We start from the raw sequence: 26,729 nt of genomic DNA, 5'->3' as shown, positions 1-26,729 counted from the left end.
ACCGGATGGTAACGGCGGGACATCCCGACCAATCGCCCGGCCGACCGGGCTGGTGTGCTCGGACCATGGACATCGAGAAGGCGATCGCGGCCCTGGACCTGCCCGGGAAGGTGCGGCTGCTGACGGGCTCCGCGCTCTTCGCGCTGCACGACGAGGCCGGGATCGGGCTGGCGTCGCTCAAGCTGTCCGACGGGCCGACCGGTGTCCGCGGCGCGGAGCTCCGGGGCGGCACGATCGCGTGCGTGCTGCCGAACGCCACCTTGCTCGCCCAGCACTGGGACACGGCGCTGGTCCACGAGGTCGGCGAGGTGCTCGCGGACGAGGCGCAGGCGCAGCAGGTGCACGTCGTGCTCGGGCCGACGATCAACCTGCACCGCACCCCGCTCGGCGGCCGCCTGTTCGAGGCCTACAGCGAGGACCCGCTGCTCACGGGAGCCCTGGCGGCCGCCTACGTCCGGGGCCTGCAGGGAAAGGGCACCGCGGCGACGCCGAAGCACTACGTGGCCAACGAGTCCGAGACCGAGCGGCGCACGGCGAGCATGGTGCTCGACGACAAGACGTTGCGCGAGGTGTACCTGTTGCCTTTCGAGATCGTCGTCGAGGACTCCGCGCCGTGGGCGGTCATGGCGGCCTACAACAACGTCAACGGCGTTCCCGCGACCGAGCACACCGAACTGGTGGAGGGTGTGCTGAAGGGCGAGTGGGGGTTCGACGGCCTGCTGATGTCCGACTGGTTCGCCACCAAGTCCACGGCGGCGAGCGCCAACGGCGGCCTCGACCTCGTCATGCCCGGTCCCGGCGGCCCCTGGGAGGACCGGCTCGTCGCGGCCGTCGAGGCGGGCGAGGTCGCCGAGGCGGTCGTCGACGACCACGTGCGCCGGCTGCTGCTCCTGGCGTCGCGGACCGGCGCGTTCGGCGTGCCGCGGTCGTGGCCGCGGGACCTGCCCGCACCGGACAGCCCGGGACGCCGCGACCAGCTGAGGAGGTTCGCCGCGGGCGGCATGGCCGTGCTGAAGAACTCCGGTGTGCTGCCGCTGGCCGAGCCCGCGATCGCGTTGATCGGCCGGCACGCCACCGACACCGTCGCGCAGGGCGGTGGCTCGGCCGGGGTGCGGCCGCCCCACGTCATCAGCATCGCGGACGGCCTGACCTCGCTGCTCGGCGACCGGGTGTCCGTCGTGGACGGCGTGGAGGTCCGCCTGCGCCACGCCGCCCCTCCCACCGGGGTGCTGCGGAACGTCCGCGCCACGACGTTCGACGCGAACGGCGAGGTGCTGGCATCGCGCGAGATGGAGATCGCGGAGCTCGCCGCGTACGGCGGCTGGGCGCAGGGCGCCGCGTCGATCGAGCTGTCCGGCGAGTTCGCGGCGACCGTGCCCGCGCGGATGCTCGTCGGGGTCCGCGGGTTCGGCGAGTGGACGGTCGAGGTCGGCGGATCGACGTACTCCGAGCGCCTGGCCTGGGCGGACGGCATCGTCGAGGAAGCGCTGCTCAAGCCGCCGCACTGGACGACCGAGGTCCTGACGGCCCCAGGAGACCGGATCACCGCGCGCGTCCGCGGGGCCAGCGCGCTGGTCGGCCTCATCGCCCGGCCCGTCCCCCGCGCTCCCGCCGACGCGATCGGTGCCGCCGTGCGGGCCGCGCGCGAGGCGGACGTGGCGGTCGTGGTCGTCGGCCTCACCGAGGAGCAGGAGACCGAGGGCTTCGACAAGACCACGCTCGCGTTGCCCGGCGGCCAGGACGCGCTGGTCACGGCGGTGGCGGCGGCCGCGAAGCGCACGGTCGTCGTGGTGAACGCCGCGACACCGGTGCTGATGCCGTGGCTCGCCGAGGTCGACGCGGTGCTGTGGGCGGGACTGCCCGGCCAGGAAGCCGGCGACGCCGTCGCCGCCGCGCTCCTCGGCCACGTCGAGCCGGCCGGACGCCTGGTCACCACGTTCCCCCGCGGCGACGAGGACGCGTTGCCGCTCGTTCCGTCCGACGGCGAGCTGCCCTACTCGGAGGGCACCGCGATCGGCTACCGGGCGGCGACCGACCCGTTGTTCTGGTTCGGCCACGGCCTCGGCTACACGACCTGGGAGTACGGCGAGGTCGCCACGTCCCCGGCGGACGGGACGATCGCCCGCGTGGAGGTGCAGCTCACCAACTCCGGCGAACGGGACGGCCGGGAGGTCGTGCAGGTCTACCTGCGGCCACGGGAAGAACCGGTGCGCCTCATCGGTTTCGCGGTCGCGGACGTCGGCGCCGGCGAGACCGTGCGGGTCGAGGTGCCGTGTTCGGCGCGCGTGCAACGGGTGTGGGCGGACGGCTGGCACCCGCTGACCGGCGGCGAGGTGCTGGTCGCCCGCGGGCTCGGTGACGTCCGGGTCGTCCTGCCGGCCGGGAACGGGTGACCGCGCCCGGTCGCGGGTGGACCTGCCGGGTGAGGAGTCCGGAGCGAAGGCGGTGGCGGCTGCCGCGACGTCGTGAACCGCTCGAACGCCTGGCACGGCTCCCGCAAGGTGGTGGCCCGGATTCAGTCTGGGGGACCCGTCCGGGCCACCGGTCTTGCGGATAGGTGGCCGACGTGCGCGGTGACTTTCACACGCCGGCCGGGTTCTGGGGGAACCGGACCCGGGAACTGCGCCGACCCCCACTCCCGGGAGGTTGACCGGGCCTGGCGGCGCAGGTTCCGGATCTGGGTACAAAGGTGCCAGGAGGCGCGCACAGATTTCGCCCAGGCCGCGCACAGGTGGTCCGGAAGTGCGCGAGGATGGCTGTGCACCCCGGTGCCCGGATCATCGAGGAGAGATGCACCTGTGGAGTTCCTGCTGCTCGGTTCGCTGGAGGTACGGCGGGCGGGCGCACTGCTGGAGCTGGGCGGACCGAGGCGGCGCGCGGTGCTCACCATGCTGCTGCTGCACGCCAACGAGGCTGTCAGCGTCGCACAGCTGACAGACGCCGTCTGGGACGCACCGCCCGTTTCCCCCGAGTCGAACCTGCGCACGTACGTCGCAGGGTTGCGCAAGGTCCTCGGGGACCGGTTGAGAACCAGACCGGGCCACGGCTACGAGCTCGTCGTCGAACCGGGCGAGTTCGACCTGGACGCGTTCGAGGACCTGGTCCGAGTGGCTGAGAGCGCTCTCATCGAGGGCGACGCCGACACGGCGGCGGACCACCTCGGACGGGCGCTCGCCCTCTGGCGCGGTGTCCCGACCGCCGAGCTCAACGCGGGACCGTTGCTGCGCGCGGAGCTGACCCGGATCCAGGAGCGCAGGCTGACGGCGGTCGAACGGTTCGCCAAGGCGTCGCTGGAGCTCGGCCGGTTCGACGACGTGATCGACCGGTTGCGGCTGGAGACGGCGCTGCACCCGCTGCGCGAGGAGCTCTGGGCGCAGCTGATGATCGCCCTGGACCGCGCCGGCCGCCGCGGTGAGGCGCTGGAGGCCTACGCCGCGGCCCGCCGGCACGTGGTCGAGCAGGTCGGTGTCGAACCGGGCGCGCGGTTGCGCCAGTTGCAGCAGGTGGTCCTGGAGAGCCGGGCGCCCTCACCCGCGGCCTTGAACGCGCACCGCCAGCTGCCGATGGACATCGCCGAGTTCACCGGCCGCGAGTCGGAGCTGCGGCAGCTGTGCGCACCGGGACCGCAGACCACGGTCGTGATCTCCGCGATCGAGGGCATGGCCGGGGTCGGCAAGACCAAGCTCGCCGTGAGGGCCGCGCATCAACTGGTGCAGCGGTACCCGGACGTGCAGCTGTGGGCGGACCTGCACGGCTTCGACGCCGACGAGCTGCCCGCGGACCCGTCCGCCGTGCTGGAGAGCTTCCTGCGCCTGCTGGGCGTGTCCGGCGCGCAGATCCCGGAGTCGCTCGAGGAACGCGCGGCGCTCTACCGCGACCGGCTGGCGGGCAAGCGCGCGTTGGTGCTGCTGGACAACGCCGCCGGCGAGGACCAGGTGCTGCCGCTGCTGCCGGGCGGCGCGACCTGCATGGTGCTGATCACGAGCCGCCGCACGCTGCTGCGCCTCGACGGCGTGCGGTCGCTCTTCCTCGACGTCTTCACCGCCGCCGAGGCCCTGGCACTGCTCTCCCGGATCGCGGGCGAGGACCGCGTGCAGGCCGACCGCGAGGCGGCGGAGCGGATCGCCGAGCTGTGCGGGCACCTGCCGATCGCCGTGGCACTGGCCGCGAAACGCCTCGCCCGCCGTCCACAGTGGACTATGCGGGACCTCCTGTCCCAGCTGGAGCGAGGGGGCGGTCTCGGTGCGCGGGGCGTGTTCGACCTCTCGTACCAGGCGTTGCCCGAAAACCAGAGGCGTCTGTTTCGCCTCCTCGGGCTCCACCCCGGAGAGGACGTCACCGCCGAGTCCGCCGCCGCCCTCGCCGGTCTGACCGCGTTCGAGGCGGGCGACCTGCTGGAGACGTTGCTCGACGAACACCTGCTGCAGCAGCACACCCCGGGCCGCTACAGCCTGCACGACCTGCTGCGCGCGTACGCCGCCGAACAGGTGGCGGCCGCCGAACCGCCGCCGGCCAGGGCGTTGGCGCGGCGGCGGGTGCTCGACTGGTACGTCAACACCGCGTGGCGGAGCGCCCAGCGGCTGAACCCGCAGCGCAAGCTGGAGATCGCGGCACCGGACCCGGCCGTGCACCCGCGTTCGTTCGCCGACCGGGACGCCGCCCTGCTGTGGTGCGACACCGAACGCGCGAACCTCGTCGCCGCCGTGCGCGAGGCAGCGGAGCACGACCTGCCGGAGCACTCCTGGAGCCTCGCCCAGTGCCTGTGGGACTTCTTCAACCTGCGCAAGCACTGGGCGGACTGGATCGACACGCACGGCATCGCGCTGGCCGCCGCGCGGTCGGTCGGCGACCGGGCCGCCGAGGGCAGGATGCTGATCACGCTCGGCATCGCGCTGCGCGAGGTCCGGCGGCACGACGAGGCGATCGAGCACACCCAGCGGGCCCTGGCGATCTTCCGCGCGACCGGGGACAGGTCGCGGCAGGAACCGGCGCTCAACAACCTGGGCATCGCCTACATGGTCCAGGGGCGGGTCGACGAGGCGCTGGCGTGCTACGAGCAGTCCGCCGAGATCGCCCGTGAGCTGGGCAACGCGCACACCGAGGCGGTGCTGCTGAACAACATCGGCCTGCTGCACGCCGACGCGGGCCGGTTCGACGTCGCCCTGGCGCGGTACCTGCGGGCGCTCGAGATCCGGCAGGAGATCAAGGACCCGTACAGCGAGGCCATCCTGCTCAACAACATCGGCGAGGCGCACCGGGGCCTGCTCGACTTCGCCGAGGCCGCCTCGGTGGTCGACCGCGCGCTGGAGGTGTTCCGCGAGATCGGCGACCTGTACGGGCAGGCCGAGTCGCTCGACAACCTCGGGCTGGCGCTGGACGGCCTCGGCGACCGCCGGGGAGCGGAGAAGTGCTGGCTCGAGTCGGTCGCCCTGTTCGAGGAGCTGGGCGAACCCAAGGCCGACGAGGTCCGCGGGCGCCTGTAGCGGGTGCGATCAAGCGGAGCGCGATCCGTGCCGTGTCGCGCTCCTCCAGTCTGGCTGGACGGCCGCGGGCCGGGTGGTGACACCTGAAGAGCAAGGACACGGCATGAGGGGCCTCTCGTTCGACCTCGACGACCTGGAGCCGGGCGACCTCGCGGCCGGTCCGTCCGCCCGGAACGCGTGAGCGTCCGCGTGCGGGGAGAAGCAGCGCCGTACGCACTCGTGGTGCGGGGCTTCAACCCGAACCTGCACCCGCTGCTCGGCCGCGCCGAGATCGGTGAGGACCCGCGCTGGGCCGGCCACACGCCGGACGCCCTGGAGCTCTTCCACGACCAGGAGCACGACGAGCTCCGGCTGCCCCGCCTGCTGTCCCGCCACCCCGGTCACCTCCGCCTCACCGAGGCGCTGCCGGTGCCGTCCGGCCAGGTGCTCGAGGTCGTCGCGGAGACCTACCGGAGGGCCGGATGACCGTCGGCTCGGGGCAACGCGGCGGCGAGCGCCCCCTCCACGCATGACTTCCACGCCCGCGCGGTGCACCGCCGCGCCGACGTGGGCACCGATCGCTCCGGACACCCCGCCTGCACTCCGGAAGGGCTTTTTGCATACGAAAAGCTGTAGTCTCGCGGCATGACCTCCCCGTCGGGTCGGCGCCGGGCTCCCCGCGGCTCCCTCAGCGCCGCTGCGACGCGCCGGGTCGAACGACCCGCTCCGCTGCGCCAGGCCGTCTACGACGCACTGCTCGAGCTCATCGTCAACCGCACCCTCGCCCCCGGCCGGCACCTGGTCGAGGCCGAGCTGGCCGAGTACCTCGGCGTGAGCAGGCAGCCGGTGCGCGAGGCGCTGCAACGCCTGCAGACCGACGGCTGGGTCGACCTGCGGCCCGCCCAGGGCGCCTTCGTGCACACGCCGACCGAGGAAGAAGCCGACCAGCTGCTCGCCGTGCGCGGCGTGCTGGAGACCTACTCCGCGAAGCTCGCCGCCGAGCACGCCACCGCGACCGACGTGAAGCTCCTCAGGAAGCTGCAGAAGGCCGGCGAGGAAGCCCTCGCCTCCGCGAACGTCGACCGCCTGGTCAAGGCGAACACCGACCTGCACGCGGCCGTCGCGACGATCGGCCGCAACAGGGTCCTGTCCGAGATGATCGGCCTGGTCGACCGCCGGGTGCGCTGGTACTACACGCCGATCGCCCGCCCCCGCAGCCGCGACTCGTGGAACGAGCACGCCGAGCTGGTCGCGGCCATCGCCGACGGCGACGCCGAGCGGGCCGGCGAGGTCATGCACCACCACGCGGAGCAGACCCGCCGGACCTACCACGACCACAAGACGTCCGAGGGGACCGTCGGCAGCGACTGATCTCCTGGCGAGTCACCACCGACGTCGAGCGAAGAACCCCCTGTCCCGCTCCATCGGCACGGGTCGCGCCCGGCCAGCGGGTCGACCCGCGCTGGTTCCACGACCACGGGTTCGTCGCGCCCGGCGGCGACCAGCTCGGCGCGCTCGGCCCGGTGAGGTCCGGCGCCCGCACGGTGGCGCGCTGGGCGAGGGCCCCGGCCCGCTGCCGCCACCGACGCAGCAGCAAGCCGAACGGGCCCGCCACAACCGCCCTCTCGTCCCGGTGGTCATCAGCGTGCCGAGACCGCCGTGTCCCGTGGCCGAACCGATCCGGTCGGAGGAAGATCACCGCTGTGCTGACCGAGTGGCTCCACACCGTTCCACCGCTGCTCGTCTACCTCGTCGTGGGCCTGGTCGTCGGCTTGGAGAGCACGGGCATCCCGCTGCCGGGCGAGGTCGTGCTCGTCGCGGCGGCGCTGATGGCCTCGCACCACGACGGGGTCTCGCCGCTGTTCGTGGGCGTCGCGGCGGCCGCGGGAGCGATCGTCGGCGACAGTGCCGGGTACGCGCTGGGCAAGCGGTTCGGGCCGCGGGTCTTCGAGTGGGCGGGTGAGAAGTTCCCCCGCCACTTCAGCGAGGACAGGATCGGCCGCGCCAGGGCGGTGTTCGAGAGGTTCGGCGCCGGGGCGGTCTTCTCCGGCCGGTTCGTGGCGCTGCTGCGGATCCTCTCCGGTCCGCTCGCGGCCACGATGGGTATGCACTACGGGAAGTTCCTGCTGGCCAACGCCGCGGGCGGCATCGTGTGGGCCGGCGGCACGACGGCGGCCGTCTACTTCGTCGGAGAGGCCGCCGAGCACTACCTCGCGGAGTTCTCGTGGGTCGCGCTGCTCCTCGTGCTGGTGGTGGTGATCGCGCTCGGCGTCCGAGCCCGGCTCCGCCGTTCACGCCGGTGACCTCAGGCGGTGACATGTCCGCGCGGCCGTTCGCCGCAGAACCGCGAGCCACGTCGCCGGTCACCAGAACGTCCACTCGCGACGGCAGGTCGCTCAGCGCCCGCACCGATTCGAGGTCCGTCGCGCTGTGCTGCGACTAGGCTGTCCAGACCCGACTCCACTGGGGAGAACCCGCATGGAAACCCATTTCCTGGACACCGACGGCGCCTGCATCGCCTACGACGTGAGCGGCGAGGGCCGCCCGCTGATGATGATCGGCCAGCCGATGGACGCCAGCGGCTTCACCGCCCTGCGCGCGCAGTTCCCGGACCGCAAGGTGATCACCTACGACCCGCGCGGTCTCGGCAGGAGCACCCGGTCGGACGGCCGCACCGACAACACGCCGCAGACCCAGGCCGCGGACGTGCACGCGGTGATCGAGGCCGTCGGCGGCCCGGTCGACCTGTTCGCGTCCAGCGGCGGTGCCGTGACGGCCCTCGAACTCGTCGCGGCCTACCCGGACGACGTCGTCACGCTCGTCGCGCACGAGCCGCCGATCATCGACGTGCTGCCCGACGCGGCCGCCGCCCGACGCGCCCGTGACGCGTTCATGGACGTGTACCAGGCCAAGGGCGGTGGTGCCGGCATGGCCGCGTTCATCCAGATGAGCTCGTGGCCCGGCGAGTACACCGACGAGTACTTCGCCCAGCCCGCACCGGACCCCGCCCAGTTCGGCATGCCGTCCGAGGACGACGGCAGGCGCGACGACCCGCTGCTGGGCACCTCCTCGCTCGCCATCACCGACTACGCGGTGCGGGTGGACGCGCTGGCCGCCGCCCCCACCCGTGTCGTGATCGCCGTGGGCGAGGAGACCGGTGACACGTTCACGGCGCGCACGGCCATCCACACGGCACGGCTGCTCGGCCAGGAGCCCGTCGTGTTCCCGAGCCACCACGGCGGGTTCCTCGGTGGCGAGTTCGGCTACGCGGGCAAGCCCGAGGAGTTCGCGGTCAAGCTCCGCGAGGTGCTCGGCTGAGGACGACGTCGGCGGCCCTCGCGGCGCCGCCGCTGCTCGCGATGGCGGCACGCATCCGGTCGAGGGTGCGCCGGATCGTGCCGTCCGCCGCGACCCGGTCGACGGCCGCGCGCAGCTCCGCGTGGTCGTCGACCCGTTCGCCCAGGCCCAGTTCGGCGACGCGGTCGGCGTTCTGCTCCTGTTCCGGCGTCTGCGGGACGACGACCAGCGGCACTCCCCCGTGCAGCGCCTCCATCGTCGAGTTCATGCCGCCGTGGCTGATGAACGCCTTGGCGTGCCGCAGGACCGCGGGCTGCGGGAACCACGGCCGCACCTCGATGTCGTCCGTCCCGCCGACACCGCGCGCACTCATGGCCACCTGCCAGACGCCGTCGGAGAACTGGTCGGCGCACGCCCGGTAGAACGCCGGGTCGCTCATGATCGAACCGAGCGAGACGTAGAGCAGCGGCCGGTCGTCACGGCGCGGTGCCCACCGCTCGTCGGCCCGGCGCCCGAGCACGGGCCCGACGAAGTGGAACGACTCGTCGAACGTCTCCCCGCACGGCTGGAACTCGCGCGGCACGAACACGATGCTGCACGCTTCCGGCGCCTCGACGGTGCTCCACGGGTCGAGCTCGACGTCGTGCTCGGCGGCGAACCGCGAGGTGTGCCCGGTGAGGTACCGGTCGAGGTCGACGTCCATGACCCGGTGGTGCTCGTTGGACGCGATGTGCGGCACCGTGCGCACCGCCGGGACGCCGAGCTTGCGCGCCACCAGCCGCGCCGGCCAGTTCGTCGCGTCGTAGCAGATCAGGTCGGGTCTCGCGGTCCGGCAGTGGTCGAGAAGGACCGGGTAGGCGGCGCTCATCGCGGCGAAGTAGTGCGGGAACCACTCGTCGACCGGGTTGGCGGTGACGGGCCGGAACTCGGGCAGCGCGGGGAGTTCCACCCACCGCGCGCCCGCGCTCCTCACCGCCTCGGCGTGCTCGGCGCCGGTCGCGTACTCGACGTCGGCGCCGCGTCCGACGAGTTCCTCGACCACCCCCAGCGTCGGCGTGACGTGGCCGTGCCCGGCGAGCGTGACGAACAGGATGCCCATCCACCGATCCTGCCGAACCGGGTCAAGGGTTTTACCGCAGGAACGCCTCGACGACCTCGGCCACCCGCAGGCCGCTCGCGAAGTCCGCCAGGTCGCGCGGGTGCTCTCCCCGGACCGCCTCCGCGAACAGGGTGAGCCGCGAGTAGTCGGACCCGGTCTGCTCCAGCGGCACCTGTTCCCACGGGCCGCCGTCCGAGGTGGACAGCAGCGCCCACTGGTCGAGGCGCAGCGACCGTTCGGTGCCCCACGCGGTCCACTCGTAGACCTCGGGACCGGCCAGTCCGGAGAACGCCGACACGTGCACGGGCACCCCGCTGCCGCGCAGCACGCCGCGGGCTGCCACCTCGGCCGCGCCCGGCTCGGGGAAGTCCGACGACACCGACTCGACGGTGAGCGGGCCGAGCAGCCGGTCGGTGAGGTAGACGAAGTGCGACAGCACCTCGCGGACGAACCCGCCCTGCTCGCGGTGCGAGAGCCAGGTCGCCTCCGCCTGGAACGCCCTGGGCCAGCGCGGGAACTGCAACCGGACCTCCACACCGCGCAGCGCGCCCAGTTCCGGCAGCAGCCGCTCGATCTCGATGGTGGCCACCATGTCCGACAGCGCGAAGTTGACCGCGTTGGGACGACCCTGCGCGGCCTCGGCCATCGCGCGGGCCTCGCCGAGGTCGACGGCGAGCGGTTTCTCGCAGAACACCGCCTTGCCCGCCGCGAAGGCCTTCAGCACGAGCCCGGCGTGCGAGGCGGGTGGCGTCGAGACGTACACCGCGTCCACTTCGGACAGCACGTCGTCGAGCGACGTGACGACGGGGAGGTCGAGGGTCCTGGGTGCGACGTCGACACCCGCGACCACGGTGTAGCCGGGATGTGCCCGCGCCGCCGTCAGCATCCGGGTGCCCATGGCTCCCAGGCCGACGACGGCGAGGCGGATCGGATCAGCGGTCATGGGCCTATTCTGCCGGTGCCCACGCCTTGGCGAGCTTCACCCGCCCACCGGTCTGCAGCAGCGAGCCGGTGTAGAGCCGCGACGCGACCAGCAGGATCACGACCACGGTCACGGCGAGGATGCCGAGGGAGAGCAACGCCTCCCACGCCTGCGCCTGCTCGGCGAACAACCGCACCGGCATCGCGACACCGGCGGTGAACGGCACGAACGACATCACCTTGAGCACCGCGGGGTTCTCGTAGAAGAACTGCACGCCGAAGTACGGGCCCATCACCGCGAGCATGACCAGGCCCATCGTGGAGCCGAGGTCCTCCTGGCGGCTGACCAGCGCGCCGGCGACCGCCCACATCGACGAGATCAGCACGAACCCGAACATCAGGAACGGGATGAACCAGCCCAGCGCGGGCGCCACCACCCCCAGCAGCGTGCCGAGGTCGGCGACCCGCAACGCGATCGGAGCCGTGAGCGCGAGCACGACCACCTGCCCGAGCGTCAGGATCGTGTGCCCGAGGATCTTGCCCGCGAGCAGCGCCCGCACCGGCACCGTGGACACGAGGATCTCGACGATCCGCGTCTGCTTCTCGGTCACGGTGCTCTGCGCGATCGCCGCGCCGCCCATGCCGAACATGAGGAACACCAGCCCGAACACGATGACCGTGACGGACCGCTGGCCCGAGGTGACCGCCGACGCCGCCAGCAGCTCCACCGGGGGCGACTCGACGAGCTCGCGGACCACGTCGTTCGGCGGGCTGTTGAGCGCGAGGACCTTGATGCCGGCGCCGTCGGGCACGATCGCGGCCTCGACGTCGTCGGCGCGGACGAGGTCCGCGGCCTCCTGGACGCTGCCGACCTCCTGGACGTCGAGCGCCTTGCCCTGCACCGCCTGCACGGCGGCCCCGACCGCGGCGACCTTGGGGTCGTCACCGCCGAACACCGTCGGCAGCACCGTCAGCGCGAACAGGCCGATGATCGTGAAGGCGAAGCCGATCCAGAAACCCTTGGTGGTGACCAGGGTCTTCATCTCGCGTTCGGCGACGAGCCACGTCGCCTGGCTGAAGGACGCGCGCGCCATGTCAGACCACTTCCTTGAAGATCTCGTCCAGCGTGGGCACGACGGGCGTGAACGAGCGGACCTCGCCGCGGTCCAGCGCCGTCCTGAGCACCTGCTGGGGTTCCGCCTCGAACACCGCGCGCGGGCCGTCGAGCTCCAGGATCGTCACGCCGGGCACGTCGCGGACCCAGCCCGCGTCCTGGGCGACGACGATCTCGTAGCGCTCGCCGGCGTGCTGGGCGCGCAGCTCCTCGCGCGACCCGTTCGCCGCGATCCGCCCCTTCGAGATGATCACGACGTCGTCGCAGAGCCGTTCCACGATCGCGAGCTGGTGGCTCGAGAACAGCACGGGCACGCCGTTCGCGGCGCGCTTGCGCAGCACGTCCAGCACAGTCTCGACGGCGATCGGGTCGAGGCCGGAGAACGGCTCGTCGAGGATCAGCACGTCCGGGTCGTGCACCAGCGCGGCGGCGATCTGCACCCGCTGCTGGTTGCCGAGCGACAACGCCTCCAGGCGGTCACCGGCCCGGTCGGTCAGCTCCAGGTCCTCGAGCAGCTCGTCGGTGTTGCGCTCCGCCGTGACGCGGTCGACGCCGTGCAGGCGCCCCAGCCACGTGATCTGCTCGCGCACCTTCATCTTGGGGTAGAGCCCGCGCTCCTCCGGCATGTACCCGAAGTCCGGCCGGTTCTGCGGCCCGACCTCGGTCCCCTTCCAGCTCACCGTCCCGCCGTGCGCGGCGAGCACCCCCAGGACGATGCGCATCGTGGTCGTCTTGCCCGACCCGTTCGCGCCCAGGAACCCCGTCATGCGGCCGGGCCGCACGTCGAAGCTCACCTCGTCGAGGACCTTGTGATCGCCGAAGCTCCGGCTGATCCCCCTCACAGTCAACATGCCCGGAACGGTAGAGCGGCGCGTTCAAGATCGCGTCCGCCGCGCGGCATCCTCCTCGCGGAGGACGCCTTCCGGACTAACGTGGCCTCATGACGACCTTCCGGCTGGCGGCCTACGCCGTCGGCATCGAGAACGACCGCGTGCTGCTCGTCCGCTGCGCGTCGGAGTTCGACGACGGCCACTGGACGTTGCCCGGCGGCGCGGTGGAGCACGGCGAGGACCCGATCGACGCCGTGGTCCGGGAGGTGGCCGAGGAGACCGGGTGCGCCGCGGAGGTCGAGCGCCTGCTGGGGGTGGACTCGCGGGTCGTTCCCGCGGCCGAGCGCCACCAGCCGGAGAAGGGCGCGCACCAGAACGTCGGTGTCTTCTACCTCGTCCGCATCACCGGCGCACCGCGGCCGGAGCTGAACGGCGCGACCTTCGATCCTCTGTGGACACCGCTCGCCGAGGTCGGCGACCTGCGCCGGGCGTCGTTGGTCGACGTGGGCCTGGAGCTGGCGCGGTCGAGGCCGCCGACCGGTCACGTCCCCGCGGTCCCGGTCGGCGGCCTCGTCCTCCACTGACGGCTACTTGCGCGTCCACGGAGGTCTCCAGCACGCGCCGCCACAGCATCCAGCGGACCTCCTCGGCCAGGACTCAGTGGATCGTGCCGTGCAGCAGCCATGTGCGGACGACACGGCCGGTGCACAGCGCCGCGATGTCCATGAGGCCAGTCCCACAGGCCCCGCTCAAGCGGGCCAGCAGCCCGTGTACCCCTCCGCCAGGAACCTCGACCCCGCCTCCGAACCGACCACCGACGCCAGCTCGCCGAGCTGCCTGCGCACGTCGAACTCGGTGGCCCCGGGCAGCGCGTGCAGCATCGTCGTCATCCAGTACGAGAAGTGCTGCGCCTTCCACACCCGGCCGAGGGCGCGCGGGCCGTACTCGTCCAGCGCGTCGAGGTCGTCCTTGCGCAACGCGCGTTCGACCACCTCGGCGAGGACGCGGACGTCCTGCAGCGCCAGGTTCAGGCCCTTGGCACCGGTCGGCGGCACGGTGTGCGCGGCGTCGCCGGCGAGCAGCAACGTGTCGTGGCGCAGGGGTTCCGCGACGAACGACCGGAACCGCAGCACCGTCTTCTCGGTGATCGGGCCTTCCTTCAGCGTGAACCCGTCCGGTCCGGCGACACGCGCCTGCAGCTCCTCCCAGATCCGGTCGTCGGACCACTGCGCCACGTCGGCCGACGGGTCGCACTGGAAGTACATGCGCTGGTGGGTCTCGGTGCGCTGGCTGATCAGCGCGAACCCGCGCGGCGAGTGCGCGTAGACCAGCTCGTCGGCGCTGCGCGGGGCCTCGGTGATGATGCCGAACCAGGCGAACGGGTACTCGCGGAAGCTGTGCGTGCGCACGGCTTCCGGGATCTCGGCGCGGCAGATCGAGCGGGAGCCGTCGGCGCCGACGAGCAGGTCGCAGCGCACCTCCTGGCGCACGCCTTCGCTGTCGGTGAAGCGGATCGCGGGCCCGGTGAGGTCGACCGAGGTGTCGCTGACGCCGAACCGCACGTCGCCGCCGTCGCGGGCGCGGGCGTTCGCGAGGTCCACGAACACGTCGGTCTGCGGGTACAGCCAGACCGACTCGCCCACCAGCGCCCGGAAGTCGACGCGGTGGCTCTCGCCGCCGAACCGCAGGTCGATGCCCTCGTGCGGGTGCCCGTCGCGCAGCACCCGGTCGGACACGCCCGTGTCGACGAGCAGCCGGGCGCTGTCGGCCTCCAGGATGCCCGCGCGGACCGTGTTCTCGATCTCCGCCCTGGTCCTGTTGTCGACCACGACGCTGTCGATCCCGTTGAGGGACAACAGGTGCGACAGCATCAGGCCGGCGGGGCCCCCGCCGACGATCCCGACCCGGGTGCGCGTCACGAGCTCTCCTTCAAGACCTGACGCGCCACGGAGAACGCGTGGTTGGCGGCGGGCACCCCGCAGTAGACGGCGCTCTGCAGGATCACCTCGCCGATCTCGTCCTGGCTCAACCCGTTGCGCACCGCCGCGGCGACGTGCAGCCCGAACTCTTCCCAGTGCCCCCGGGCGATCAGCGCCGTGAGCGTGATCGCGCTGCGCGTGCGCCGGTCGAGGCCGGGCCGCGTCCAGATCTCACCCCACGCGTACCGCGTGATGAGGTCCTGGAAGTCGGCGGTGAACTCGTCCGGTACGGCCCTGTCCACGTGCGCGTCCCCGAGCACCTCGCGCCGGACCTTCATCCCGTCGTCGTACGACACCGCGTCCTCACCCCTTCCACCGCTTCAGCGCCTCGTCCACGAAAGCCTCCGCCGCGCCGAGGTACGCGCCGGGATCCGTGCCGCCGCCGCGCTCCGCCAGCAGGTCCGCGGCGGCTTCCCGGGCACGCCGGGCCATCACGTCCGCGTGCACCTCGAGGCCCTCGACCAGTTCGGCGGCCTGCGAGGCCGCCACGACCACCAGCTCCAGCAACGCCCGCAGCGCGGGCCACTCCGCGTGCCAGGCGCCGTCCGGCCGTTCGTCGACCGCCCGCGCCGCGCACAGGTGCAGCCGCGCGCCCAGGCCCGGAGCCTGCAGGGCCGCGCTGTTCACCAGCACCGACAGCACCGGGTTGCGCTTGTGAGGCATGGTCGACGACCCGCCGCGCCCGGCCACGGCGCCCTCGCTCACCTCGCCGATCTCCGGCCGTCCGAGCGTCAGCAGGTCCGCGGCCACCACGCCGAGCGCGTCGCAGGTCCGCACCAGCGCGTCGCCGAGGCGGGTGACCGGCGCGCGGTAGGTGTGCCAGGGCATGCCGGGCCACACGAGGCCGAGGTGCCCCGCGAACGCCGTGGCGGACGCGATCGGGTCGTCCGCGCGCGACAACGTCCCGGCGGCGCCCCCGCACTGCACCGGCAGCGGCACGGCCTCCAGCTCGCCGGCCGCGTCCAGCACGCCCACCAGCCACCGCGCGGCCTTGAGCCCGAACGTGATCGGCACGGCGTGCTGCGTCAGCGTCCGTCCCGCCATCACGCTGGACCGGTGCTCCCCGGCCAGCCGGGCCAGCGCGCCGGCGACCCGTGCGAGGTCGGCAGAGGCCCGTTCCACCGCCCCGCGCGCCAGCAGCATGAACGCCGAGTCGAGCACGTCCTGGCTCGTCAGTCCCGTGTGGACGGGACCGGGAACCCTTGCCCGCAGGGCCGTCACCAGGGGTAGCACCGGGTTGCCCGCGGCCTCGACCTCGACCGGGTCGAGCACCGGGACCCAGCCGTCCACCGAGATCGGGTTGCCGAGCACGCGGGCCCAGGCGACCTCGACCTGGAGCATCGCCCGGACGAGGGCGGTGTCGTCGACGAGGCCGGCGGCGCGGTGGGAGCCGGGCAGCACGATCACGTCCGCGGGTAGGTCAGGAAGACCGTCTCGGACGGTCCCTGGAGGTGCAGGTCGAACCGCAGCCGCCCGTCCGCCTCGCGCTCGGCCACGAGCCCGTCCACGGCGTCGGCGGCACCGGGCAGGTAGATGCGCGTGAACAGCCGGTCGAGCAGTCCACGCGCGAAGATCATGACCGCGAAGAACGGCAGGCCGGGCTCGACGGTGCTGAACCAGTAGCGCCCGGCGGCGTCGGTGCAGCAGCGGCCCCACCCCGTGAACTCGGCTCCCCTGCGCCGCAGGGACCCGCCCGCGCGCGGCACGACACCGGCGGCGTCGGACTGGCGGATCTCGATCATCGCGTCGGGCACCGGGTCACCGGCTCCGTCGCGGACGTACCCGTGCAGCACCACGGACCCGGCCGAGCCGAACGGCACGAGCTCGCAGTCGCCCGGGAACGCGAGCGCGTGGTGGAAGAACGGGCCGATGGTCTGGCCCGGTGTCGCCTCAGTCATCGGACGGCTCCAGGTAGGTGGCGTGGCTCCCGGTCAACACGATGTCCCAGCGGTAGCCGAGCAGCCACTCGTGCTCCGACCGCGAGTGGTCGTACGCCGCGATGAGCCGGTTCAGCGCCGCGGGGTCGGTGATCGACTGCGCGATGGGGTCGAGCGCCAGCAGCTGGTCGCCGGGGAAGTACATCTGCGTGATCAGCCGCTGCGTGAAGTCGGTGCCGAACAACGAGAAGTGGATGTGCGCGGGCCGCCAGGCGTTGTGGTGGTTGCGCCACGGGTACGGGCCGGGCTTGATCGACGTGAACGAGTACCAGCCGTCGTCGTCGGTGAGGCAGCGGCCGACGCCGGTGAAGTGGGGGTCGAGCGGCGCCGGGTGCTGGTCGCCCTGGTGGGAGTAGCGGCCGGCGGCGTTGGCCTGCCAGATCTCGACGAGCTGACCGCGCACCGGGCGGCCGTCGCCGTCGAGCACGCGGCCGTGCACCCGGATGCGTTCGCCGATGGGCTCGCCGCCGCGCTGCACGGTCAGGTCGGCCTCGACCGGGGCGACGTCGGAGTGGCCGAAGACCGGCGCCAGCAGCTCCGCGCCCTCGGGGTCGACGTGGCGGGGTTCCTTGGTGGGGTGGCGCAGCAGGGTGCTGCGGTAGGGCGGGAAGTCCAGCAGCGGCGCACCCTCCGGTGAGTCGGCCTGGATCTTCGCGATCTCGTCGCTGATCTCGTGCTGGCTGGTCGTCACGCGGTGCAACCCTAGGGACCGACCGCGCCGGAGTCGACAGCACACTTCCGCTGAACGGAAAGGTGCTCCTCGATTTGACGCCATCGAGACGACCGCTCACATCGGCAGCCCCCGGGTGCACGGCCGGGAACCACCTCAGGCGCGACTCCCGTCGAACGGGACTTCGGCACAGGACCTAGCCCGCCGCGCAGGGCGCTCCGTTCATGGTGAACGAGCCGGGCGCGGAGTTCGCCCCGGACACCGTGCCGTTGAAGCCGAACGAGACCGAGCCGTCCACGACGATCAGCGCGTTGTAGCCCGCGTCGGTCACCTTCACGTCCCCGGACGGCTGCGACACGGTGGCGTTCCACGCCTGCGACACCGTCTGGCCGTCGGTGAACCTCCAGCCCAACGACCAGCCGTTGACCAGCGCGCCGCTGGCGTTGCGGACGGTCACCTCGGCCTGGAACGCGCCGCTCCACTCGCCGGTGACCCGGTAGACCACGACGCAGGTCGGCGCGGGAGGCGGTGGCGACGGCGTCGAGGTGGAGCAGTCCTGCGCCCACAGGCCGAGCTTCGCCTGCGAGGCCTTGGTCTCCGCCTCGAACAGCGGCCCGCCGTCGACGCCTGTGGTACGCAGGAAGCCGTACTGCACGGCCAGCGTCGCGTAGTCCGTACCGTCGGGCAGCGCCAGCGAGACCTCGCCCGGCGTGATGCTGCTGACGCGGACCTCTTGGTCCAGCAACGCCTTCGTGGCGAAGTCCAGAGCGGCGGCGGCGGCGCACGACGGCGGTTCCGCCAGCAGGGAGACGCGCGCCCGCGTGCCGTCGGCCAACTCGACGGTGCGAGCGTCCACAACGGTGCGCACCTTTGTGGACGGCTGCTGCTCCACAGAGGAGGAAGGGGCTCGCGGTGCGGGACGGGGCGCGCCGCTGTGCCCGGCCGTGCACCCGGCCACGAGCAAGGTCAACAGCACCACCACGTGCTTCCGTGCTGCCATTGGACAAATCTATCGCCGGAGGCAGCATCCGCAATCGGCTGTTCGGAGTTGATCAACGCTGGCTTTCGGAGTCGTCGCGCGGCCGGACGGCGCGGGGTGTGCGGGTGCGGGGCGGCCACAGTTGCCCGGATGGTTCCCCGCCGTTCACCGGCTCGTGGTGCTCGACCGAAATGATCACGACGTTCCTCGTTCCCCGCCGATGGAGGTCTGAAGTGCACACCCTGCAACCGCACTGGACACGTCGACTGCTCGCCGCCCTCGCCGTCGTCGCGTCCGTGTTCGCCGTGACCACGGTGGTCGCCCCCACCGCCGACGCCGCCGTCTACACCTCCTGCACGCAGACGCGCTGTTCCGCCGCCAGTTCGGCCAACTCGACGTGGAGGTCGAAGGGCTACCCCGGCTCGCGCGGCTGGTACAGCTGGCCGAACGGCCAGTGCAACTTCGCCGGCGGCACGTTCCAGAACCGCGAGGGGCAGCTGCCGTCCGGCCACAGCTACCAGGAGTTCGACGTCTACCCGCGCGCCTGCAACGCGTCCCGTGACGCGTACCGGATCGTCGTCGACCGCACGACGGGCTACGTGTACTTCTCGCCCGACCACTACGCGAACTTCTACCGCCTTTAGAGGATCACCTGGCGCTGCGGTCGATCCACGACCGCAGCGCCCACCAGGTGTGCAGCGTCGTCAGCACGTGCGAGCGCCCCGCGTCGGGGTTCTCGCCGAGGTCGGCGTCCGTCAGCTCCACGAGCCGGTCCAGCCGGTACCGCACGGTGTTCGCGTGGATGTGCAACGCCGCGGCCGTCGCGCTGAGCCGGCTGCCGTTGTCCAGGTAGCACAACGCCGTCGCCACGATCTCGTGGTGGAACGTGCTCTTGGGGTCGAGCCGGCCGAGCACCGAGTCCGCCAGCGTCTCCGCCAGTGCCGGGAACGCGGCGAGAGCGGTCTCGGCGGCGAGGTCGACCAGGCGCCGCACCCCCAGCGACGCACCTGCGGCCACCAGCGCCTGCGCGCACATCGAGTACATGCCGCGCAACGACTTCAACGCGGTCGCCGGTGACACCACGAGCAGGTCGTCCGACCACGTCGGCGGCACGGGCGCGAGTCCCACCAGTCTTCCCTCGACCAGCCCGTACACGCCGCCGGACGCGTGCAGCCGCTGTTCGAGCGCCCGCGCGTGGCTCGGGTCGGTCACCCCGGAGACGACGCAGTGGTACCGGCCGTCGGGGCGCAGACCGGCACGCGCGAGCTCGGACGCGTCGGGGAGCTCACCGGAGACCAGCAGCCGCCTCAGCACCTGGGCGTTCAGGTCGCGGGCCGTGCGGGAGAGCTGGAGCTCGGCGGTGTGGTAGCCGCTCACGACGTGCCGTTCGACCGCGCCGACGTACTGGTCGAGGTCGATCATGAAGTTCAGGATCGTGCCGTCGTCGACGCCGAGCGACCGCGCCAGCTCCACCGCGGCCCTGATCAGCTCGGTCCGGCCGGCGTGCACGCCGCGCAGCAGTCCCGCCATCGACACGCCCTGGGCGGCGCGGTCGGCTCCCAGCGCCAGGGCGGCGGAGAAGTCGCCGTCGTCGGGCGTCCCGCCCCGTTCGAGGTGCGCGATGCCCTCGGCCAGCAGGAACGCGATGTGCCGGCGGTTCTCCTCCGCGGGCAGCCGGGCGACCTCCGGCGAGTGGCCGCGCGCCGCGCCGACGACCCGCTCGACCACCTCGTCGTCGGCGGCGACGGCTTCGAGGACCTGCCGGACCATCTCGGACATCCCCGGCACGACACCTCCGCGGCACAGGTTGTGCGACGGCCACAACACGGCCGTCGCCGTTTGGTGGCGGGACCCTATCCCCGGCTCTCCGGTTGCTGGTTAGTTGCTTTACGCGAGAGTAATTCGCGTTGGCACCACCCTTCAACGAGGAAGGCCCTGGGATGTCGGACCGGAACATCAGCCGTCGCACCCTCCTGGCCGCCGGCGGGGCGATCGGCGCGATCGCCACGAGCGGGACGCTGGGACAGGCCGTCGCCGGGGCGGCGCCGCGGGTCGACGCGGACGTGATCGTCATCGGGCACGGCCTAGCCGGGCTCGTCGCCACGTCCGAGCTGGCCGCGGCGGGCCGCAAGGTCCTGCTGCTGGACCAGGAACCCGAGGCCGGCCTGGGTGGGCAGGCGTTCTGGTCGCTCGGCGGTCTCTTCTTCGTCAACTCCTCCGAGCAGCGGACCGCGGGCATCAAGGACTCCCTGGAGCTGGCCCGCGCCGACTGGTTCAACACCGCCGGGTTCGACCGCGGCGTGAACGACCCCCGCGGCGAGGACCACTGGGCCGCGAAGTGGGCGGAGGCCTACCTGGACTTCGCCGCCGGGGAGAAGCGCGAGTGGCTCCACGGGCTCGGCGTGCGCTGGGTGCCGATCGTCGGCTGGGCCGAGCGCGGCGGCCAGTTCGCCGACGGTCCCGGCAACTCGGTGCCGCGCTTCCACATGACGCTCGGCACCGGCCCCGGCGTGCTGGAGCCGTTCGAGAAGAAGGTGCGCGACGCGGTCCGCGACGGCAAGGTCACCTTCCGGTTCCGCCACCAGGTCGACGGGCTCATCGTCACCAACGGCGCTGTGACCGGCGTGCGCGGCAGCGTCCTCGAGCCCAGCACCGCCCAGCGCGGCAAGCCCAGCTCCCGCACCAAGGTCGGCGACTTCGAGCTGCACGCGCCGATGGTCGTGGTGACCTCCGGCGGCATCGGCGGCAACAAGGACCTGGTGCGCCGCAACTGGCCCGCCCGCCTCGGCCCGGCCCCGCAGCGGCTCGTCACCGGTGTCCCCGCGCACGTCGACGGCCGCATGCTCGCGATCGCGGAGCTCGCGGGCGCGCGGCTGGTCAACCGCGACCGCATGTGGCACTACACCGAGGGGATGATCAACCACACGCCGATCTGGCCCGACCACGGCATCCGCGTGCTGGCCGCGCCGTCGTCGCTGTGGTTCGACGCGCGGGGCCGCCGGTTCGCGAACCCGGGCATCCCGTCGCTCGACACGCTCGGAACGCTGGAGCTGATCGGCAGGTCGGGCTACGACTACTCGTGGTTCATCCTCAACAAGAAGATCATCGACAAGGAGTTCGTGCTCTCCGGCTCCGAGCAGAACCCGGAGATCACCGCCAAGAACCTGGTCGCCTACCTCGCGATGCGACTGCTGACCAGCACGCCGCCGCCGGTGAAGGCGTTCATGGACAAGGGCGTCGACTTCGTCATCAGGAACAACCTCCCGGACCTGGTGGCCGGCATGAACGCGCTGACCGGGCAGAACCTCGTCAACCTCGACGAGCTGCGGCGCCAGATCGTCGCGCGCGACCAGCAGGTCGACAACCCGTTCACCAAGGACCTCCAGGTGATGGGGATCCGCAACTCGCTGGCCTACAGCGGCGACAGCCTCGCCCGCACGGCCTCGTTGCACAAGATCCTCGACCCCGCCGCCGGCCCGCTGATCGCGATCAGGATGAACATCCTGACCCGCAAGACGCTGGGCGGCCTGCAGACCGACCTGCGGGGACGCGTCCTCGGCGCGAACGCGCAGCCGATCCCCGGCCTCTACGCGGCGGGCGAGGTGTCCGGGTTCGGCGGCGGTGGCGTGCACGGGTACCGGGCGCTCGAGGGCACGTTCCTCGGCGGCTGCCTGTTCTCCGGGCGGGTCGCGGGCAGGGCAGCCGCCGCGGAAAGCGCCTGACGCGCAGGTTCTCCGGGGTCTGCGGCCCTCCCCTGCCGGCCGCAGGCCCCGCACCACCCGCGACCCGATGGCCGCGGCGGACGTGATCCGGCTGTCGCGGCCCACGCTCGCCACGAACAGGGGCGACCTGCTTCGGGTGTTCGCCTTCACCGTCGCCGCACTGCCACCGGCCGCGCTCGGCCGGCTGCGGGGCCTCCGCTGACACGACCCTCACGGGCGATCTCGTAACCTCGGCACATCAGCTTCCGATGCGAAGGAGCGGTTGTGCCGAGGTTCACCCTGGTCGTGGCGTTGCTGACAGCGCTGGCGGCGTGCACCTCGACCCCGCCACCGCCCGCCTCCCCACCGGCGCCGGACGGCAGCGCGCCGGCGCCCGCGCAGGAGAAGAAGATCCACCTCTCGATCGGCGACTCCTACGCCACCGGCTTCGCGCCGGGCGGCAAGAACACGAGCTTCGCCCAGATCGTCGCCGAGACGGCCGGGCTGCGGCTCGTCAACCTGGCCTGCGACGGCGCCACGTCCGCCGACCTCGCCACCAGGACGGCCTGCGGGCCGGACGCCGGCGGCAAGACCCAGCTCGACGCCGCGACCGAGACGCTGAAGGGCGGGAACGTCGACCTCGTCACCATCGTGATCGGCGGCAACGACCTGACGCCGTGCGCGATCGTCCAGGACCCCGTCGAGTGCGCGACCAGGACCGTCGCCGGCATCCAGACCAACGTCGCCGGCGTGCTCACCGAGCTGCGGGCGGCCGCGCCGGACGTGAAGATCGTCGGCCTGACCTACCCGGACGTCTTCCTCGGCGCGTGGGTGAACCCGTCGTTCCCCAACGGCAAGAACCTCGCCCGGCTGTCGGTCACGATGTTCCAGGACTTCAACTCGCGGATCGCGGCCCAGTACGGGAAGTTCGGGGCCCGGTTCGCCGACGTCACGACCGCGACCGGCGGTTACGGCGCGCTGACCGAGCTGACCCCGGACCCGAAGTACGGCCAGATCCCGGGCTCGGTCGCCAAGGTGTGCTCGCTCACCTACTTCTGCGACCGCACCGACGTGCACCCGACGCCCGCGGGCCACCAGGCCATCGCGGACGCCGTCACGGCCGCGAGCCGATGAGGACGCGCAGGTCCGGCGCGTCCAGTTGGTGATCTTCACCCGAACCGGTGCAGGATCTTGCCCGTACTACCCGAAAGACCCTGTCGTGCGGCCGCCGCAGCTGACAGGCTTCGGAACCGTTGCCGCAGCGAGGAAGTGACGATGCACAGCACCGATGTCCTGCACCGCCTCAGCGACACCGTGGACGGCTTCCTGCGCAGTGAGAAGGAGTTCGACCTCACCGATCCCGCCGCCAACGGCCTGGTCGGCGGCCGTTTCCGCGCGCTGGGCGACCAGATCGGCGCCACCGTCCTCGCGGGCGTGCCCGAGGAGGACGTCGCCGCGATCGTCCAGCCCGCGAAGTCGGCGTGTGCGCGCTCGCCGTTCATGCGCGACGAGAACGAGTGGGCGCGCGGCTACCCGAGCGACTTCCGGCTCGTCGAGCACGTCCTCGCCCAGGCCAACGGCGGCGCGCCGGGCACGCTCGGCTGGCACGTCGAGGCCCAGCTGCAGCGCTCGGCGCTGGCCCAGCAGCTGCGCAACCGGGTGGTGCACCAGGCCCGGCTGATCGGCGACTGCCTCACCGCGCCGCGCTCCGGCCCGCGGAGGATCCTGGTGATCGACTCCGGTGCCGCGCCCGACCTGCGCACCCTCCCGCCCGGCATCGTGCGGCCCGGCGACCGGTTCGTGCTCACCGACGTCGACCCGGACGCGCTGGAGCTGGCGCAGCAGCGGCTCGGCCCGCTCAACGAGTTCACGACCGCGGTCCCCGGCAACATCTTCCGCGCGATCCCCAAGCTCGCCGAGCAGGGACCGTACGACCTCGTGCTCGCCAACGGCCTGTACGGCTACCTCAACGACCGCGCGGCCGTGCGGCTGACCGAGGCCGTGCTGACCAAGCTGACCCGGCCCGGCAGCACGGTCTACTTCGCCGGCACGGTTCCCGGCAACGAATTCCGGTGGCCGCTGGAGTACCTGATGGACTGGCAGGTGATCGAGCGCGACGAGCAGGCCGTGCGCGCGCTGCTGCCGAGGTGCGACGTGTCGGTGACCCAAGACCCGACCGGGCTCGCGCTGCTCACGCACGCACGGGTGCGCTGACGCCGCTCAACGGAGTCCGTGCGCGATCCGGGTCACGAAGGCCACCAGCCGGTCCGGTGTGAACCTGCCCGGGTCGGTCAGCACGAGCCGCCCGGACATCTCCGCGAGCGCCAGCATCGCGTGCCCGAGCAACGCCGAGTCGAGGTCGTCCAGGCCGCCGAGCTCCTCGAGGCCCAGGGCGGCGAGGTCCTCGACCTGGGCGACGACCCCCGCGCGCACCAGCTCGACCTGGGCGCGGAACTCCGCCGGCGTGCCCTCGGGCGGCAGCAGCACGAGACGCCACCGGTCGGGCGCCTCCACGACCGCGTGCACGAAGGCGCGGACGGCGTCGGCGAAGGCGTCGTCCGGCGAGCGCGTGGCGAAGTCCGTGGGCAGGGCGGCGAGGACCTGGTCCGTCGCCCTGCCCGCCTCGCGCTCCAGCAGCGCGCTGATGAGCTCTCCCCTGTTCGCGAACAGGTCGTAGAGCACGGGCTTGGTGACCTGCGCCTCCTTCGCGACCGCCTCCATCGTGACGGTGCCGAAGCCCGCCGGGATCAGGCGCAGGGCGGCGTCCAGCAGCTGCTCGCGGCGCTCCCCCGGCGGCAGGCGGCGGGCGTACTTCCGGCGCGTTGTGCTCACCGGGCCATATTGCTACGGTGGCGTAGCTTTCACAAAGCTACGGGCGCGTAGCAATGCGGGCAGGAGGCGGTGCACGTGTTCCGGCAAATCCTCGGGCCCCTCGGGCGCGGCTCCCGGTGGACGTCCACCCGTTCACGGTCGAACCGCGCCGCAGCGGGGTATCCCTCGACGTGCCCGCCGACCGGTCGGCTCCGCCAGGGGTTCCGCGGCACGTGCGACGTGGACAGGCCCACCGGTGACCGGCTCGTGATGGAGGAACCGTGAAGGTGCGTTCCGGGGAAGTCGACCTCGCCGTGCAGGTGCGCGGCACGTCCGGGCCGACGGTGGTGCTGGTGCACGGGTATCCGGACACCCACGCCGTCTGGGACCGCGTCGCCGCCGTGCTGGAGCGGGACTTCCGCGTCGTCACCTACGACGTGCGCGGCGCGGGGGCCTCGACCGCACCATCCACACAGGACGGTTACCGCCTCGGACAGCTCGCCGCGGACCTGTTCGCCGTGATCGACGCGGTCAGCCCCGACGAACCGGTGCACCTGGTCGGGCACGACTGGGGCTCGATCCAGTCGTGGGAGGCCGTCACCACCCCCGGCGCGCGGATCGCGACGTTCACCTCGATCTCCGGGCCGTGCCTCGACCACATGGGCCACTGGTCGCGCGGAGCCCTGTCGCTCGCCCACCTGAGGCAGTTCCTCCGTTCCTGGTACATCGGCGCGTTCCACGTGCCGGTGCTCGCGCCGCTGTTCTGGCGCCTGTACCTCGCGCGCCGCTGGGGAGACGTGCTGCGGCGGCTGGAGGGCGTCCGCACCGACCCCGCCCCGACCATCGCCTCGGACGCGGTGAACGGGCTCTCGTTGTACCGCGCGAACATCCGCCCCGTGATGCGCTCACCGCGGCAGCGCCGCGCACCGATGCCGGTGCAGGTGGTCCAGCCGACCCGCGACCGCTACATCCGCACCGAGCCGCTCGACCTCGAACGCTGGGTGCCGTCCCTGCGGCGGCGCAGGATCGTGGCCGGGCACTGGGCACCGCTCACCCACCCGGACCAGCTCGCTCGCATGATCTCCGAGTTCGTCGAGGACGCCACTCCCCCGCGGCGGCTGGTCGTGATCACCGGCGGTGGCAGCGGGATCGGCCGGGCGACGGCCGTGGCGTTCGCGGCCACGGGCGCCCGCGTGGTCGTGTCCGATGTGGACATCGCCGCGGCGGAGGAGACCGCGGGCATGGTCGACGGCCACGCCTACGAGGTCGACGTCCGCTCCGAAGAGGCCGTGCGGGCGTGGGCGCGGCAGGTCGCGGACGAGCACGGCGTGCCGGACGTCGTCGTGAACAACGCCGGCATCGGCCACTCCGGGTCGTTCCTGTCGACGTCCACGGAGCAGTGGCGGCGGGTGCTGGACGTCAACCTCTGGGGCGTCGTGCACGGCTGCCGGGCGTTCGGCGAGCTGATGGTGGAACGCGGAGAGGGCGGCCACATCGTGAACCTGTCCTCGGCGGCGGCCTACCTGCCGTCGAAGAACCTCTCCGCGTACGCCACGAGCAAGGCTGCGGTGTTCATGCTCTCGGAGTGCCTGCGCGCCGAACTCGCCCCGCACGCCATCGGCGTCAGCGCGATCTGCCCCGGCGTGGTGAACACGAACATCACCGCCACCACGACGTTCTCCGGCGTCAGCGCCGAGGAGGAACGCCGCGCGCAGGACCGCGCGTCCCGGCTCTACGCCCGGCGCGGCTTCGGTCCCGAGGGCGTGGCCGCCGAGATCGTGCGGGCGGTGCGCCGCAACCGCCCGGTGGTGCCGGTGACGGTCGAGGCGAAGGCCGCGCGGATCGCCGGCCGGGTGGCGCCGGGGCTGTTGCGGACGTTCGCCAAGCTCGACCTCGGCTAGTCGTGGTGTGGCCCGGCACGTCGCCGAG

Annotated in this window: 25 protein-coding genes; 13 read left to right on the top strand and 12 right to left on the bottom strand. The window is 72.5% G+C overall.

Translation table 11 applies throughout. The features are described 5' to 3' along the window. The first annotated feature begins 65 nt into the window (after positions 1 to 65). The 6 genes from V1227_RS01985 to V1227_RS01960 all read left to right on the top strand — a co-directional run bounded on the left by V1227_RS01985 (position 66) and on the right by V1227_RS01960 (position 8,780). A complete protein-coding gene (locus V1227_RS01985) occupies positions 66 to 2,393 on the top strand; it encodes a glycoside hydrolase family 3 protein (RefSeq protein WP_329790680.1) in 2,328 nt (775 codons plus the stop codon). 405 nt (positions 2,394 to 2,798) lie between these two features. Further along, a complete protein-coding gene (locus V1227_RS01980; RefSeq protein WP_329790679.1) occupies positions 2,799 to 5,483 on the top strand; it encodes an AfsR/SARP family transcriptional regulator in 2,685 nt (894 codons plus the stop codon). 177 nt (positions 5,484 to 5,660) lie between these two features. Continuing rightward, entirely contained in the window at positions 5,661 to 5,948 is a 288-nt protein-coding gene (locus V1227_RS01975) for a hypothetical protein (RefSeq protein WP_329790678.1), read from the top strand. Positions 5,949 to 6,107: 159 nt separating this feature from the next. Then, on the top strand, positions 6,108 to 6,833 hold the full coding sequence (locus V1227_RS01970; RefSeq protein WP_329790677.1) for a GntR family transcriptional regulator: 726 nt from the start codon (positions 6,108 to 6,110) through the stop codon (positions 6,831 to 6,833). Between the two features lie 332 nt (positions 6,834 to 7,165). Continuing rightward, on the top strand, positions 7,166 to 7,765 hold the full coding sequence (locus V1227_RS01965) for a DedA family protein (RefSeq protein ID WP_329790676.1): 600 nt from the start codon (positions 7,166 to 7,168) through the stop codon (positions 7,763 to 7,765). 175 nt (positions 7,766 to 7,940) lie between these two features. Then, the gene (locus V1227_RS01960) at positions 7,941 to 8,780 is read left to right on the top strand and encodes an alpha/beta fold hydrolase (RefSeq protein ID WP_329790675.1); all 840 of its coding nucleotides are present in this window, start codon (positions 7,941 to 7,943) and stop codon (positions 8,778 to 8,780) included. On the opposite strand, the gene V1227_RS01955 is transcribed toward V1227_RS01960, so the two are convergent. Genes V1227_RS01955 through V1227_RS01940 form a run of 4 tightly spaced genes read right to left on the bottom strand, consistent with a single transcriptional unit; the run spans position 8,755 to position 12,744 of the window. Continuing rightward, complete coding sequence (locus V1227_RS01955; RefSeq protein WP_329790673.1) at positions 8,755 to 9,858, bottom strand: macrolide family glycosyltransferase; 1,104 nt, start codon at positions 9,856 to 9,858, stop codon at positions 8,755 to 8,757. The genes V1227_RS01960 and V1227_RS01955 overlap by 26 nt on opposite strands. A gap of 31 nt (positions 9,859 to 9,889) precedes the next feature. Continuing rightward, the gene (locus V1227_RS01950) at positions 9,890 to 10,801 is read right to left on the bottom strand and encodes a Gfo/Idh/MocA family protein (RefSeq protein WP_329790672.1); all 912 of its coding nucleotides are present in this window, start codon (positions 10,799 to 10,801) and stop codon (positions 9,890 to 9,892) included. Positions 10,802 to 10,805: 4 nt separating this feature from the next. Next, positions 10,806 to 11,873 carry an ABC transporter permease gene (locus V1227_RS01945; protein WP_329790671.1) on the bottom strand — a complete coding sequence of 356 codons (1,068 nt, stop codon included), beginning with the start codon at positions 11,871 to 11,873 and terminating at the stop codon, positions 10,806 to 10,808. A gap of 1 nt (position 11,874) precedes the next feature. After that, on the bottom strand, positions 11,875 to 12,744 hold the full coding sequence (locus V1227_RS01940) for an ABC transporter ATP-binding protein (protein WP_236223237.1): 870 nt from the start codon (positions 12,742 to 12,744) through the stop codon (positions 11,875 to 11,877). An 89-nt stretch (positions 12,745 to 12,833) separates the two neighbouring features. Between V1227_RS01940 and V1227_RS01935 the strand changes: the two genes are divergently transcribed. Beyond that, on the top strand, positions 12,834 to 13,307 hold the full coding sequence (locus tag V1227_RS01935) for an NUDIX hydrolase (RefSeq protein WP_329790670.1): 474 nt from the start codon (positions 12,834 to 12,836) through the stop codon (positions 13,305 to 13,307). A gap of 165 nt (positions 13,308 to 13,472) precedes the next feature. Here the strand turns inward: V1227_RS01935 and V1227_RS01930 are convergent, their stop codons facing one another. The 6 genes from V1227_RS01930 to V1227_RS01905 form a co-directional block, all read right to left on the bottom strand. Continuing rightward, positions 13,473 to 14,642, bottom strand: a complete 1,170-nt coding sequence (locus V1227_RS01930) for a 4-hydroxybenzoate 3-monooxygenase (RefSeq protein WP_329790669.1) — start codon at positions 14,640 to 14,642, stop codon at positions 13,473 to 13,475. Continuing rightward, positions 14,639 to 14,998 (bottom strand): 4-carboxymuconolactone decarboxylase, encoded by a 360-nt coding sequence (gene pcaC / locus V1227_RS01925; protein WP_329790668.1) that lies wholly within the window; start codon positions 14,996 to 14,998, stop codon positions 14,639 to 14,641. Before pcaC ends, V1227_RS01930 begins: the two co-directional genes overlap by 4 nt. Positions 14,999 to 15,005: 7 nt before the next feature. Beyond that, positions 15,006 to 16,103, bottom strand: a complete 1,098-nt coding sequence (locus V1227_RS01920) for a lyase family protein (RefSeq protein ID WP_329790667.1) — start codon at positions 16,101 to 16,103, stop codon at positions 15,006 to 15,008. A gap of 2 nt (positions 16,104 to 16,105) precedes the next feature. After that, positions 16,106 to 16,600, bottom strand: a complete 495-nt coding sequence (locus V1227_RS01915) for a dioxygenase family protein (RefSeq protein WP_329790666.1) — start codon at positions 16,598 to 16,600, stop codon at positions 16,106 to 16,108. After that, a complete protein-coding gene (gene pcaH / locus V1227_RS01910) occupies positions 16,593 to 17,330 on the bottom strand; it encodes a protocatechuate 3,4-dioxygenase subunit beta (RefSeq protein ID WP_442916442.1) in 738 nt (245 codons plus the stop codon). The genes V1227_RS01915 and pcaH overlap by 8 nt, the downstream gene beginning before the upstream one ends. Before the next feature lie 175 nt (positions 17,331 to 17,505). Further along, positions 17,506 to 18,309 carry a cellulose binding domain-containing protein gene (locus tag V1227_RS01905; protein WP_329790665.1) on the bottom strand — a complete coding sequence of 268 codons (804 nt, stop codon included), beginning with the start codon at positions 18,307 to 18,309 and terminating at the stop codon, positions 17,506 to 17,508. Between the two features lie 212 nt (positions 18,310 to 18,521). Here V1227_RS01905 and V1227_RS01900 point away from each other — a divergent pair, with 212 nt between their 5' ends. Further along, on the top strand, positions 18,522 to 18,932 hold the full coding sequence (locus tag V1227_RS01900; protein ID WP_329790664.1) for a ribonuclease domain-containing protein: 411 nt from the start codon (positions 18,522 to 18,524) through the stop codon (positions 18,930 to 18,932). Positions 18,933 to 18,936: 4 nt separating this feature from the next. Here V1227_RS01900 and V1227_RS01895 read toward each other — a convergent pair whose 3' ends face one another. Further along, positions 18,937 to 20,067, bottom strand: coding sequence for a PucR family transcriptional regulator (locus V1227_RS01895; RefSeq protein ID WP_329790663.1), 1,131 nt, complete (start codon positions 20,065 to 20,067; stop codon positions 18,937 to 18,939). A gap of 161 nt (positions 20,068 to 20,228) precedes the next feature. Here V1227_RS01895 and V1227_RS01890 point away from each other — a divergent pair, with 161 nt between their 5' ends. The 4 genes from V1227_RS01890 (at position 20,229) to V1227_RS01875 (ending at position 24,203) form a co-directional block, all read left to right on the top strand. Beyond that, entirely contained in the window at positions 20,229 to 22,010 is a 1,782-nt protein-coding gene (locus V1227_RS01890; RefSeq protein ID WP_329790661.1) for an FAD-binding dehydrogenase, read from the top strand. 67 nt (positions 22,011 to 22,077) lie between these two features. Beyond that, a complete protein-coding gene (locus V1227_RS01885; protein WP_329790659.1) occupies positions 22,078 to 22,212 on the top strand; it encodes a hypothetical protein in 135 nt (44 codons plus the stop codon). A 62-nt stretch (positions 22,213 to 22,274) separates the two neighbouring features. Then, positions 22,275 to 23,123: an SGNH/GDSL hydrolase family protein gene (locus tag V1227_RS01880; protein ID WP_329790658.1), complete on the top strand. Its 849-nt coding sequence runs from the start codon at positions 22,275 to 22,277 to the stop codon at positions 23,121 to 23,123. 141 nt (positions 23,124 to 23,264) lie between these two features. Beyond that, entirely contained in the window at positions 23,265 to 24,203 is a 939-nt protein-coding gene (locus V1227_RS01875) for a class I SAM-dependent methyltransferase (RefSeq protein ID WP_329790657.1), read from the top strand. Positions 24,204 to 24,209: 6 nt separating this feature from the next. Here V1227_RS01875 and V1227_RS01870 read toward each other — a convergent pair whose 3' ends face one another. Next, entirely contained in the window at positions 24,210 to 24,821 is a 612-nt protein-coding gene (locus tag V1227_RS01870) for a TetR/AcrR family transcriptional regulator (RefSeq protein ID WP_329790656.1), read from the bottom strand. A 260-nt stretch (positions 24,822 to 25,081) separates the two neighbouring features. Between V1227_RS01870 and V1227_RS01865 the strand changes: the two genes are divergently transcribed. After that, positions 25,082 to 26,701 (top strand): SDR family oxidoreductase, encoded by a 1,620-nt coding sequence (locus V1227_RS01865; protein WP_329790655.1) that lies wholly within the window; start codon positions 25,082 to 25,084, stop codon positions 26,699 to 26,701. Positions 26,702 to 26,729: the final 28 nt, after the last annotated feature.

The sequence above is a fragment of the Lentzea sp. DG1S-22 genome (assembly GCF_036321065.1).
Taxonomy (GTDB): Bacteria; Actinomycetota; Actinomycetes; order Mycobacteriales; family Pseudonocardiaceae; genus Lentzea; species Lentzea jiangxiensis.
Note: the sequence above shows the minus strand (reverse complement) of the source record. Positions and strands in the feature narration are given on the sequence as shown.